This window comes from Microcoleus sp. K4-B3, assembly GCF_036704615.1.
Taxonomy (GTDB): domain Bacteria; phylum Cyanobacteriota; class Cyanobacteriia; order Cyanobacteriales; family Microcoleaceae; genus Microcoleus.
Genome location: NZ_JAUBSF010000004.1, coordinates 172,348 through 185,526, shown reverse-complemented (window position 1 = coordinate 185,526; position 13,179 = coordinate 172,348). Strand labels below are relative to the sequence as shown.

10 protein-coding genes are annotated in these 13,179 nt (G+C 47.8%); 5 read left to right on the top strand and 5 right to left on the bottom strand.

The window, feature by feature from the left end:
• Window positions 1–51: 51 nt before the first annotated feature.
• From QUA78_RS04165 to QUA78_RS04155, 3 genes are all read right to left on the bottom strand, one after another.
• On the bottom strand, window positions 52–1,395 hold the full coding sequence (locus QUA78_RS04165) for a pentapeptide repeat-containing protein (protein ID WP_333398596.1): 1,344 nt from the start codon (window positions 1,393–1,395) through the stop codon (window positions 52–54).
• Window positions 1,396–1,474: 79 nt separating this feature from the next.
• Entirely contained in the window at window positions 1,475–3,037 is a 1,563-nt protein-coding gene (locus tag QUA78_RS04160; RefSeq protein WP_333299703.1) for a pentapeptide repeat-containing protein, read from the bottom strand.
• Between the two features lie 96 nt (window positions 3,038–3,133).
• A complete protein-coding gene (locus tag QUA78_RS04155) occupies window positions 3,134–4,696 on the bottom strand; it encodes a pentapeptide repeat-containing protein (RefSeq protein WP_333299704.1) in 1,563 nt (520 codons plus the stop codon).
• 38 nt (window positions 4,697–4,734) lie between these two features.
• Between QUA78_RS04155 and QUA78_RS04150 the strand changes: the two genes are divergently transcribed.
• The 5 genes from QUA78_RS04150 to ccmS all read left to right on the top strand — a co-directional run bounded on the left by QUA78_RS04150 (window position 4,735) and on the right by ccmS (window position 11,902).
• A complete protein-coding gene (locus QUA78_RS04150) occupies window positions 4,735–5,574 on the top strand; it encodes a prephenate/arogenate dehydrogenase (protein ID WP_333299705.1) in 840 nt (279 codons plus the stop codon).
• Window positions 5,575–5,641: 67 nt separating this feature from the next.
• Entirely contained in the window at window positions 5,642–7,477 is a 1,836-nt protein-coding gene (locus QUA78_RS04145) for an APC family permease (RefSeq protein ID WP_333299706.1), read from the top strand.
• A gap of 353 nt (window positions 7,478–7,830) precedes the next feature.
• A complete protein-coding gene (locus QUA78_RS04140; RefSeq protein ID WP_333299707.1) occupies window positions 7,831–9,294 on the top strand; it encodes an RtcB family protein in 1,464 nt (487 codons plus the stop codon).
• A gap of 102 nt (window positions 9,295–9,396) precedes the next feature.
• Window positions 9,397–11,193 carry an ABC transporter ATP-binding protein gene (locus QUA78_RS04135; protein WP_333299708.1) on the top strand — a complete coding sequence of 599 codons (1,797 nt, stop codon included), beginning with the start codon at window positions 9,397–9,399 and terminating at the stop codon, window positions 11,191–11,193.
• 277 nt (window positions 11,194–11,470) lie between these two features.
• Window positions 11,471–11,902, top strand: a complete 432-nt coding sequence (ccmS, locus tag QUA78_RS04130) for a beta-carboxysome assembly chaperone CcmS (protein ID WP_172188674.1) — start codon at window positions 11,471–11,473, stop codon at window positions 11,900–11,902.
• 78 nt (window positions 11,903–11,980) lie between these two features.
• On the opposite strand, the gene QUA78_RS04125 is transcribed toward ccmS, so the two are convergent.
• Window positions 11,981–12,202 carry a HEAT repeat domain-containing protein gene (locus tag QUA78_RS04125; RefSeq protein WP_333299709.1) on the bottom strand — a complete coding sequence of 74 codons (222 nt, stop codon included), beginning with the start codon at window positions 12,200–12,202 and terminating at the stop codon, window positions 11,981–11,983.
• A 184-nt stretch (window positions 12,203–12,386) separates the two neighbouring features.
• Window positions 12,387–13,179: HEAT repeat domain-containing protein (locus QUA78_RS04120; RefSeq protein WP_333398595.1), on the bottom strand; the 793-nt coding region annotated here is incomplete at its 5' end.

The window sequence follows — 13,179 nt, the reverse complement described above, 5'->3', positions numbered from 1 at the left end:
GATGTTCATGCTCCTTTAATACTTGTTGAAGAGTTTCTCTTGTCTCGGCACTCAGGAAGTTTTTACTAGGCATTGACTTTTCATAAATATGGTTATATTGTATAATACAATATGCGTTTTAAATGCACAACAGCTTATCCGTTTTTGAGCCAAGTTTTGACTTTCAATATTTTTGCCAATCGCCACAATATTGTCCTGAGTTTGTACAGCATCCTTAAAAGGAATAATCGCTAAAAAAGCTGCTGCAAATAAATGCTCGTCGCTATCAAATCTAAAAGTAAGAATTGTCCGGCGGTAGCCGACTTCAATATTGGGAGGACAGCTCATTGCCGGGTAATGTTGAGCTATTTCCCTGTAAGCGGTTGCTAAAAAGATGTTGGCTGAGTGGTCTAAAAGTGCATCAACCACAATTCGCACTAATCCGGGCGTGCGATTTAAAAATTTTCTCGATTCTGAGGGCGAATTAAATTTTTTAATCTGAGTGCGATCGCCTGCGGAACTGAGGTCAACCCACTGGCAAGTAATATCATCTGCGATGATACCAAAGCGGGGAACCAAATACAGTTTTGCCCCAGTTAAATTTGCTCCTCTCAAATCAGCGCCCACCCAATCTGCATTAATCAAATTAGTTTCTGTCAAATCAGCGTGAACCAAACTAGCATTTGCTAAATTAGTATTTCTTAAATCTGCTCCGTTGAGGTTGGCTCCGCTGAATTTAGAATCGCTCAGATCTGCACCGTTGAGGTTAGCTCCGCTCAAATCAGCCCATTTGAGATTAGCTCCGCTCAAATCTGCACCGCACAAATTCGCCTGCTGCAAAGAAGCTTGTCTCATATCGGCATTGCTCAAATTGACGCCGCTAAGTTCTGCTTTCGTCAAATCCGCCCCGTGCAAATTAGCTCCTTGAAAGTTAGCTGAAGAAGCCGAAGCACCTCTGAGATTTGCACCGGAAAGATTAGCACCGCACAGGTTAGCTTGCGTCAATTTTACCTCTCTTAAATCTGCTTCAGTCAGGTTTGCGCCTGTGAAGTTAGTTTTGCTGAGTTCGCAGCGGACTAATTCGCTTCTAATCAGGGATGCTGCGATTAATTGAGCTGCACTTAAATCGGCTCTCACTAAGTTTGCTACGTTGAGACTAGCCCCGTTTAAGATTGCCCGCGAAAGATTGGTGTTGCTGAGTCTAGCCACATTCAGGTTAGCTTCGCTCAAGTTAGCTTCGCTCAAGTTAGCGCCGCTGATGTTGGTGACAAATAAGCTAGCCCGCGTTAAAATTGATTGGCTGAGGTTGATGCGGCTGAGATTAGCTTCATTCAGGTTGATTCCTGTGAAATCTCTGTCACCTTCTTTGTATCTTTTGACGATTGCAAATCGTTTGAGAAGTTCATCAGCTTCCATTCTTTTACCTGACTGAAAGGGCACTACGGTAACTTTTTTAGACCATGAATATAAATTCTCTCAAATTAATTTATAGTATTTAATCACCGAGCTGATAAAAGCTTTTGACAAATTCAACGACTGTATTTAGCGGCGGGGTTGTGAATCTTTGGGCTTTAATTGCAGGGCTGATAGAGATTTTGTTGACTCCCGGCAAATTGGTCAAGTTTCTGCCAAAGTCTGGGTGATAGTGAACCATCAAATTTTCGGCGCTGGAGTTAGACAGTACAGTTTGGGTAGGCGATTGGAAAAAATTTGACACAGGTTCGCGATCGAGGCGAACCGGCTGAATTTTCATTTCCCCTATTTTTCTCATTGTTTTGGTCAGGGTCACGTTCAATTGCACTACCAGATTTGAAACTCTGACGCCCAGGTTATTGCCACTTTGGGGTTGAATCATCTTGATCAGAGTAATGAGATTTTTCTGCGTAAATGCCGCGTCGCTAAAAGGAATAATGGCAACGAAAGCTGTGGGAAATAGTTGCTCGTCTTGGTCTATTCTAAATGAGATGATTGTGCGTCGGGAATTAACTTCTATGCTGGGAGGATTGCTCAAACCTGAGTATTGACGGGCAATCTGACGGTAGGTAGCTGCGAGGATAAAGTTAGCGTCAGGGTCTAGGGGTCGATCGACAATAATTTGAACTGTCGGGGGTGTAGCATTGAAAAACCTTTGAGATTCTTCTGGGGTAAAGCGCTGAATGTGGCTGCGATCGCCGTTAGGACTGAGGTCAACCCAATCGCAGGTAATGTCATCTGCTTTCACACCAAACCTGGAAACCGCGTAAATTTTTGCCCCCGTCAGGGCCGCCCCCGTCAAATCTGCGCCCACCCAATCAGCGTGAATCAAATTCGCTTGGGTCAAATCCGCGTGTACCAGAGTAGCGTTCAACAGGTTGACATTGCTCAAATTTGCCCCGTACAAGTTGGCCCCGCTCAATCTCGCTTCGTCGAGGTCAGCGCCGGTCAGGTTCGCCCCGCTGAGGTCAGCCCACCGGAGATTAGCGCCTCGCAAGTCAGCGCCGCTGAGGTTGGCCTGAGAAAGATTAGCTTGTCTGAGTTCGGCATTGCAGAGGTTGACTCCTCGCAAGTCTGCCCTACTGAGGTCGGCTCTGTGCAAGTTGGCCCGTTCCAAGTTGGCCGCTGTTAGGGAAGCGCCTCTGAGGTGAGATCCGCTGAGGTCGGCTTGCTCTAAATTGGCTTCTCTGAGGGTTGCTTCTCTCAAATCTGCTTCGCTGAGGTTTGCACCGCTCAAGTTGGCACTGCTGAGGTCGGCTCGGATCAGTTCGGATCTGATCATTGTAGCTTCGACGAGTTGGGCTTCGCGGAGGTCGGCTCGAATCAAGTTAGCCACGTTGAGGATAGCGCCGCTGAGGTTGGCTTTGTTGAGATTGGCACCGCTGAGTCTGGCAACATTGAGTTTGGCTTTTCTCATGTTGGCGTTTGATAGATTGGTGCCGCTCATGTTGGTGAGGCTCAAGATTGCCTCACTGAAATTAGCCCCGCTGAGATCGATCCTGCTGAGATTTGCCTCGCAAAGGAGAATGGCAGTAAAGTCTCTTTCTCCTGCTGCATATTTGGTGATGAGTTCTTCGGCATCCATGCTTTTCAATTTCCCTGATGTGTTAGCTAGAACAAAGCTTTGTTGTGCCAACCTTTAAACTAGAATAAGCATTTTTTGTAACTTGATGCAATATGCCTAGACATCTATATTGTGGAAGCCTTTTATAAAATCCAAAATGGCATTGATATTAGCTTGAGCCAATTTTGTGCTTTCGGCTAACTTGCCAGAGGTTGAGTTGCTCGGCTCGTATTTTTTTATCAAGCGCTTGCCGAAGGCTGGGTGGTGATATACGCTGAGTCTTTGGTCGCGGGAATTAATTAAGATCATCTGTGTTGGAATCTGAAAAAAATTGATGCTTTCGCCGATTTTTGGAAAAGAACTGGAAATTTTGATTTGGTCTACTTTGCTAATAGCTTGGTTGAGAGCTTTGCTGCATAATTGAACGTGTTTGGATTCTTTGACGTTAAGTTTGCCTGCATCGTGAGATTGAATCATTTTCATCAAAGCGATCAGGTTTTTTTGAGTTGTGGCGGCGTCGTTAAAAGGAATGATGGCAACGTAAGCGGTGGCAAATAATTTATCGTCGCTGTCCATTTTAAAGGCGAGTACGGTGCGCCTGGAGCTGACTTCGATCGTGGGCGGCTGACTTAAACTCGGGTATTGTTGGGCAATTTGGTAATAAGTTGCAGCTAGGGCAAAATGAGCGCCTTGATCTAAGGGCGAGTCAATCACAATCCGAACTGTGGGCAAGGTTTCGTGAAAAAATTCGTGGGTTCCTCCGGAGTTTAACCAGTAAATTTGGCTGTGGTCGCCGTTGGGGCTGAGATCGACCCACTTGCAGGTCATGCCTTCGGTTTTGATGCCGAGCCGCGAAACGGCGTGGAGTTTGGCTCCGGTTAAGGTGGCTCCGGTTAAGTCGGCTCCAATCCAGTCGGCGCGGATCAGATAGGCATTTGACAGGTCGGCGTGAACTAAACTGGCATTCAGCAAGTTGGCGTGGCAGAGGTCGGCTCGGCTGAGGTCGGCACCGCTCAATTTGGCTTCGCTGAGGTCGGCCCAGCGGAGATTGCAGCCGCTGAGGATGGCCCAGCGCAAATTGACGCCGCTGAGGTCGGCGCCGCTGAGTACGGCTTGAGTGAGGTTGGCTTGCCGCAGTTCTGTGCCTCGCAAGTCGGCGCCGCTGAGGTCGGCTCGGCTGAGGTCGGCGCCTTGCAGGTTGGCTTGTTCGAGGTTGGCTTCTGTCAAGCACGCGCCGCTGAGGTGAGCGCCTCGAAGGTTGGCTTGAGCGAGGTTGGCTCCTCGGAGGGTGGCTTCGGTGAGCGTGGCGCCGCTGAGGTTGGCGCCGCTGAGGTTGGCTCCGCTGAGTTCGGCTCGAATTAGCTCGGCTCTGATCAGTTTGGCTCCTGTGAGTGTGGCTTTTTTGAGGTCAACTCGCACTAGGTAGGCGACGTTGAGGTCGGCGTCGGTGAGGTCGGCGCCACCGAGATGGGCGCCGCTGAGTCTGGCGATGTTGAGTTTGGCACCGGTGAGATTGGCACCGGTGAGGTTGGCACCGCTCAGGTTTGCTACACTCAGATTCGCACCCTTGAGGTTGGCTCCGCTCAAGTTGACACCGCTGAGGTTGGCCTCAGTCAGGTTGATTCCGGCAAAGTTTCTTTCTCCGGCAGCATATTTTTTCAGGAGTTCCTCGACTGTCATGGGGGCGGCACCGTATCAAATATCCCCATTTTATTGCTATGAATATCGGTATTGTAGGACTGGGTTTAATTGGTGGCTCGATCGGGCTGGATTTGCGATCGCGCGGGCTTGATGTTTTTGGGGTTTCGAGTCGGCAGCAGACTTGCGATCGGGCGCAAGCTCGCGGTGTTGTCAATGAAGCCAGCATAAACCTGTCTCTGATGGCAGCAGCCGATGTGGTTTTTATTTGCACGCCGCTGGGGTCGATCGAGCCGATCGTCCGAGAGTTGGTGCCCTATCTTTCCCCTGATACTATTGTAACGGATGTCGGTTCCGTAAAAACACCCATAGTGCAGGCTGTGTCTTCTCTGTGGCCGAATTTTGTAGGGGGACACCCGATGGCGGGGACTGCTGAAAGCGGAATCGAGGCGGCGGTAAAGGATTTGTTTGTGGGCCGGCCTTATGTGGTGACGCCGCAGGCTCAAACGCCGGCGCTTGCGGTGGATAAGGTTGAGGAGATTGCACGATCGCTGGGTGCTAAAGTTTACCGATGTGAGCCGGAAGAGCACGATCGATCTGTGGCTTGGATTTCTCATTTGCCGCTCATGGCGAGCGCGACGCTGGTTGCTGCCTGCGATCGAGAGAGCGATCGGGATATTGTTAATTTAGCCCAACATTTGGCGAGTTCGGGTTTTCGGGACACGAGCCGCGTTGGCGGCGGCAATCCCGAACTGGGAGTGATGGTGGCGAAGTACAATCGAGAGGAATTGTTGCGATCGCTCTCTATTTACCGCGACAGTCTCGACGAGTTCATCAGCGATATCGAAGCCGAAAATTGGCAAGCTCTCGAACACAAGCTGAAGCTGACTCAACAAGCGAGACAGAATTACAAATTGTGAGCCAAAAATTACTTAAAACGGTTCCCGTCTAGATTATGATTTGTGGACGCCTATATATTGAGTTTCAATGTACACTTATTCTCGGATCAAGCGATTTTTACTGGGTGAATCTCTTCCCACTAGCGCATCTATTCATGAACGGCTGAGCAACGCTACTGGACTAGCTGTTCTGGCTTCCGATGCACTTTCGTCTGTTGCCTACGCTACTCAAGAAACTCTGCTCGTGCTGTTACTAGCGGGGAGTAGTAGTTTGAGTTTTTCGCTGCCTATTTCTGGAATTATTATTTTACTGTTGGCGATCGTGGCACTGTCTTACCGACAGACAATTAAAGCGTACCCCAACGGCGGCGGTGCTTACATGGTAGCGCGAGAAAACTTGGGTATTTATCCCGGTTTGATCGCAGCAGCTTCGCTGATGATTGATTACATCCTCACCGTAACAGTGAGTATTTCGGCTGGCGTTGCGGCTTTGACTTCAGCAGTTCCCTCGCTGCACCCCTACACAGTTGAACTGTGCTTAGTTTTTATTGTCCTAATCATGTTTGCCAATCTCAGGGGATTGCGGGAATCTGGCAATATATTTATGGTGCCCACCTATGCGTTTCTCGTTGGCATTTTTGTTTTGATTGGCTGCGGTTTATTCCAACAGGCAACAGGTCATGTTTTGCCGACATTACAAAATATTCCAGCTAAGGAACCTTTGGGATTATTTCTGCTGGCGCGGGCCTTTGCGGCGGGCTGTACAGCCCTGACTGGAGTTGAAGCCATATCAGACGGGGTGTTGGCTTTTAAGCCTCCTGAATGGAAAAATGCGCGCCTGACTTTGAGCTATATGGGGGGAATTCTGGGAGCGATGTTTTTGGGGATTAGTTACTTGGCTCATATTTATCAGGTGATTCCTACAGAACATGAAACGCTCCTTTCTGTGTTAGGGAAACAGATTTTTGGTGTCGGTATATTTTATTACTATTTGCAGGCAGCAACTCTGTTAATTTTGCTGTTGGCGGCGAATACGAGTTATGCTGATTTTCCGCGACTTTGTTATTTTTTGGCGCGGGACGGGTTTTTGCCGAGGCAATTGTCGCTGTTGGGCGATCGCCTGGTTTATTCTAATGGCATTAATCTGCTAAGCTTCTGCGCTGCTCTTTTAATTATCATCTTTCGAGGCGATACGAGCGCGGTGCTTCCCCTGTATGCGGTTGGAGTTTTCACTTCTTTTACTCTCTCCCAATCGGGAATGGTAATTCACTGGTTTAAGGAGCGAGGTAAAGGTTGGCAAGTTAGTGCTGTGATGAACGGTATTGGTGCAGTAGCAACAACGGGAGTTTTGGCTGTAATTCTCGCTACAAAATTTCTTTTGGGAGCTTGGGTTGTCGTAGTAACTATTCCGATCGTAGTCAGTCTATTTTTAGCTATTCACCGACACTATCGGTATGTAGCGGCTCGCTTGAGCATTCAGGGAATAGAACCGAGGTCTTATCTTCGCCGACCAAGGGTTAAGGAGGTGACACATCCGGCAGTGGTGTTAGTCGGGCAGTTGCACCGGGGAACTTTCGAGGCCCTCGATTACGCTCGTTTAATTGCTGATGAAGTTGTGGCAGTTCACGTGGATATTGGTTTGACCGATCGAGAAAAATTACAAGTAGCTTGGCAAGATTTGCACTCAGACATTCCTTTGGAAATTCTGGACTCGCCTTACCGTTCTGTTGGTGAGGCTTTGACTCACTTTTTGACTTTGTTTGAAGAGCAGCGACCGGGAGTATATTTAACGCTGATCATTCCGGCTTTTGTGACGCGAAATTGGTGGGAGGGACTGCTGCACAATCAAACTGCTTTCTTTTTGAAAGCGGCTTTGCGGGCTAAAAAAAGTCGGGTTGTAACAACGGTTAGATATTATCTTTAAGTGGGGATGGGCAACCACGGGGGATTGCCCCTACTTCCTCGCAATGAAGACTGGGATGCGGTCGAACGCGCTGGCCCAAGAAACCCGGTTTCTTCGCAAAATCTTTGGTTTGGATGCGATTTTTATAGGCAGAAACCGGGTTTCTGACACCGCTCGATCAATCATATATATTTATTAAAATTTTAAGGAAATGGTTGACAAATCAGAAATGATATGTCATAAATTCAGTCATTAGACAAGTTGCCTTTCAACTTATCTTGAAAAAGATTGCGGCTGCTGAACCCAAGTCTTTTTTTTCCTAAAAAATCTCTTCAACTCCTGGGGGTTGCTATGCAACCCGCAACAGACTATTTATGCAGCAGCCAAAAAACTTGAACAGGCTTTTGCGAGCTTTGTCTCGGCAAGGTCTGGATGTTACTTACAACAACAAAGTCTACTCTATTTCTCTCAATAGTTCTTTCAATGAACACTGGCAAGATGCCAGTGCTACAACAGCAGAAGTTTTGCTCCCACAGGATTTTCCGGTGGAAGCAAAGGCCCTCAAACAGTTAGCAAGTTTGGCCAATGTTCGACACCCTCAAGGCGGCTGCGTTTGCCGCGCTTGCGCTACTCCTGATTTCCATCCGGGGGATTCGGGGGTGGCGATCGGCTCTATTGTAGAAACAGCAGGAATGGTGATTCCGGCGGCCACCGGTTCCGATATTAACTGCGGGATGCGGTTACACGTTGCGGATTTGTCGATCGAACAATTCCTCAGTCAGCGCGATCGATTTGTAGAATTGCTCAAAGGCGATTATTTCTTCGGTACTCGCGATGTCAGCATGACTGCAAAAACTGCTCGCGCGATGTTCCAACACGGGATTCCCGGATGGCTGGATGCTTTGCGGGACAAGCCAACCGGCAGCGCGGCTAATTCGGATTTCGAGCAGTTGGCGACTGAGTGCAATCGCACTTTCCTCGGCGGTTCCATGAATGGCGATGTGAAATGGGCTCCCGAAGAATTAGTCCCAAACGACGGCTTAGTCAGGGATGGCGGCTTAGGTACTATCGGCGGCGGCAATCACTTTGTCGAAATTCAAGTGGTTGAGGAAGTTATCGATCGAGCTACGGCTTATACTTGGGGAGTTCGATCGGGACAAATCGCTTTCATGATTCACTCGGGTTCGCGGAATGTCGGCAAATACATCGGCGGAATGTGGCGAGATCGAGCTTGCGAAGCCTGGTCGAAAACTCTGAAACATCCTGAATCCGGGCTTTTTCCGCTGTCTGTTGCAGCAAATCCCGAACTTGTGAGCAGCTACCTGCAAGCGGAAGCAACAGCCGCTAACTACGGTTTTATCAACCGTTTGCTGCTAGCAGAATTTCTGCGGTTGCGTTTGCGGCAAGTTTTCGGCGATGTCGAAGCTCCCTTAGTATACGATGTGCCTCACAATATCACCTTAGCTGAAGGTGCCGGCTGGGTAACGCGCAAAGGCGCTTGTCCCGCACATTTGGGCCAGCCTGTAATTGTACCGGGTTCAATGGGCGCGCCGTCTTATTTGCTGGTTGGGAAGGGGAACGATCGATTTTTGCGATCGGCTTCTCACGGTGCAGGAAGGGCGCGATCGCGCTTCGATATGAGTCGCAAAGGTGTTGACAAAACTGACTCCGCTTTGGGATTAACCGGCGTAGATTGCATTACCTGGCGCGAAGAACGCAGAATCGAAGAAGCACCGGCAGCTTACAAGCCTATTCAACCAGTAATTGACGTTCAAGTTGAGGCGCAAATAGTTGGTGTAGTCGCTAAAATGAAGCCAGTGTTAACGTTTAAAGCCTAGGAACGGGGCTTTTGAGAATTAAAAATTAAACAAGGGTAAGGTGCGCGCCGAGCACCCTACTAATTTTTAATTCTCTGCCCTATTTCTGATGCCCCATGCCCTATGAATGATTTTCAAGCATCACCAAATCCATCAAAACCTGTCCATCCCCTAAAGCGGCTGCTGAAGTACGGCCGCCGCTACCGTCTGAAAGCTTGGCTGGCAAGTATCTGTTCGCTGCTGAATAAATTCTTTGATTTAGCGCCACCAGCATTAATCGGTATTGCCGTTGATGTGGTGGTGAAACAGCAAGATTCTATCCTCGCTCAGTGGGGCATAAAAGATGTTTTTTGGCAACTGGCAATTATTACTTTTTTGAGTTTGATTGTTTGGACGTTGGAATCTGTTTTTGAATATGCCTATGATTATTTGTGGCGCAATTTGGCTCAGGATATCGAACACGATTTGCGTCTGGAAGCTTACAGCCATTTGCAGGAATTAGAATTAGCTTATTTTGAAGAACGCAGCACGGGCGGTTTGATTTCTATTCTCAACGATGATATCAATCAACTCGAACGTTTTTTGGACGACGGCGCTAATGAGGTGATTCAGGTAATGACAACGGTTGTTGTGATTGGTGCGGCTTTTTTTGCTGCATCTCCTGGTGTTGCTGGGCTGTCAATGCTGCCGATACCTTTTATTATTTGGGGTTCGATCGCTTTTCAAGATCGCCTCGCTCCTCTCTATGCTGATGTGCGGGAAAAGGTGAGTTTTCTGAACGGGCAACTGTCGAATAATTTGATGGGAATTACTACTATTAAAAGTTTTACTTCCGAAGATTATGAAATTCAGCGCATCGAAGCACAAAGCCAAGCTTACCGCCAAAGCAACCGACGGGCGATCGCACTTTCGGCTGCTTTTATTCCGCTGATTCGGGTTGTGATTTTCTTGGGGTTTATTGCAACGCTATTTCTGGGCGGTTTGGAGGTGGTGGCGGGCCGGTTGTCTGTGGGAACTTACAGCGTTTTGGTGTTTTTGACCCAGCGGTTGCTGTGGCCGCTGACTCGCCTGGGAGATACTCTGGATCAATACCAGCGCGCCATGGCTTCTACTAATCGGGTGATGAATTTGTTGGATACTCCGATCGCAATTCACACGGGTGATATTCGGCGGCCAGTTAGTTCGATTAAGGGTGAGCTAGAATTTAAAAATGTTACTTTTTCTTACAATCAAAGAAAGCCGATTTTGCAGTATTTTTCCCTGACTCTGCCTGCCGGAAAAACTACTGCGATTGTTGGCGCTACTGGTTCGGGAAAAAGTACGCTGGTGAAACTCATCTTGAGGCTGTACGAGGTACAGTACGGCAATATTTATCTCGACGGTATAGAATTAAATAACCTGAATTTAAAAGATTTGCGCAGAGCGATCGGATTGGTGAGTCAAGATGTGTTTTTGTTTCACGGTACGGTGGCAGAAAATATTGCTTACGGCAGTTTTGAGGCAAGCAATCGAGAGATAGTAAATGCTGCTAAAATTGCGGAGGCTCACGAGTTTATTTCGCAATTGCCCGACGGTTACAACACTATTGTAGGGGAACGCGGTCAAAAATTGTCGGGGGGGCAGCGGCAGCGAATAGCAATTGCACGGGCTGTTTTGAAGAATCCGCCGATTTTGATCCTTGACGAAGCTACTTCAGCGGTGGATAACGAGACGGAGGCGGCAATTCAGCGATCGCTCGAACGGATTACCAAGAATCGCACTACAATTGCGATCGCCCACCGTCTTTCTACTGTCCGCAATGCCGATTGCATTTGTGTCATGGAAGAGGGGCTAGTGGTAGAATCGGGGCAGCACGAACAACTGATCGAACAGGACGGAGTTTATGCGGCGCTCTGGCGCGTGCAATCTGGTATAAGATAGAAACGCAGCGGTTTTGGGTAATTGGGAATTGGTAATTAGTAATTGCTAATATCATGTCTGGTCGCATCATAACTATATCGGTGGGGCGGGTTTATGAGATAATTAGTTTGACACGTAGATTGTTGGTAAAAGCCGCCCTTACGAGATCTAAAATTATCCTTTCGCGAATCAACCAGACATGATATAATTGGTAATTTAAATTATAACTAATGACAACTGCCAACTGACAAGTGACTGCTGACTGTAAAATATTAGTTTATACAAACAAGAAGAGAAAATGTTTCTATTTGATAGCCCTGAGTCCAAACCCAACGAAAATAGCTGGAGCCGCAAATTAGATAAATTCGTGAAAGCTAATCAACATGAATTGGCCGCTTTGGCTTGGGGGCTATTTCTGGAAAGGGGAGAGGAAAGCGAGGAGATTTTGGCAATTGATATTGCAGAAACTGCGCGTTTTGTGTATTGTAAGAAAGAGGCGGTTGAGGAGTTGAACCGTCAAGTGAGAAGTCATATTCAGGAAGTTGTAGGTGTGTTGAATGCTCACAAACCTGAGAAAGAAGTGGCGATTTTGGCGATCGGGGAAGGTCAAATTAAGTTGATTCTTTTTGAACCTAAGCCTGAACCTCCTGTTTGTTTTGAGGAAGCCGCAACAGATGTTGATACATTGTTGGCTAAGCTCGAACAGCAGATGGTTGAATGTATGAAATGATAAGATTACTCGGCGATTGAAATCGCGTCTACACAAACGAAGTCCGAGCAGAGGGGGACTAAGAAATGAAAGGAGTATTTAAGCCTCATTTAGTATCAGTTGTCCGAGGGCTTGGATGACGCTGGAACGGACTTCTGGCGAGGTGTCTTTGAAGGCTTTAACTAATATGGGCGCGATGGCGACATCTCCTATTTTTCCCAGTGATTCTGCTCCTTTCGCCCTGAGAGCGGGGCGGGCATCCTCTAGGGCGGTGCACAAGGTTTCTAGCACCATCTGATAGTATGCGGGATTTTGAATCATGCTGTGAGCCTCCGGTTTGCATAGAGCTTACTGCTGTTTTATTTTACATCTTGCATCTCTGTCAGGAACAGGCATCTTGCCTGTTCCACAAAAAGTAAATTTTCTTCTGGGGTGGGCGTCTCGCCCGCCGTGAAAGCCTTATTAAAAATGTTGCAATATTTCAGCAAACTTTTGGGTTGGCTGGCTAGTTCACGTCTTCGGATATCCCTTCGAGGAAGCCAACAAATCCTTTTACCCAGGGGCTTGATTCGGCGAAGTGTTCGCCAACTTTCACGGCTGCTTTTTTGCCACCGTTGCAAAGTCGTTTGACGCTGATTACGTTTTGCCACTCGATGGGTTTTTGCTCTTTGATTTCCTTAAATTCTGCATCAATAATATTGCGTGCTTGTTGCTCGTCTTGCACATTAGTATATTTTTTTTCCAATGCCTGAATGATTTGCACCACTGCATTCAGTGCAGCTTCAGGGGAGGATTGCGGGGTGGCTTCGATTTTTTGAATAACCTTGGGATTGCTGTTTTCAGCGGCATAGTTAACGCCTATGGTGGCATTTTGTTGGTGGAAGATGGGTGGTTCGGGAGACATTAGTTTGAATTCCTCGACTGAGTGTATGTATACGTTAGCAGAAGGAGTCGCCGGATGCTTGCCACTTTCCGGGAGTAGGGACAACTGACGAATCTCGTATTTGTAGTATTTGCAGGCGCCTTGGATGACGAGGATGAGAGGGTGAACTTCTTTGCGGGATTTGGAGGGGATTAAGGTAAGGAGGTGGGGGAGATGGGGGGCGACTTTCTCTGCGTGCTGCTTAGCGATTTTGCCTAAGGCATCTGCCGCGATCCTACGCACATCAGAGTTTGAATGTTCAACGAGTTTAAGTAATCCCGGAATCGCCTGAGCGTCACCGATTTTGCCTAAGGCATCTGCCGCGATCCTACGCACATCAGAGTTTGAATGTTCAACGAGTTTAAGTAATCCCGGA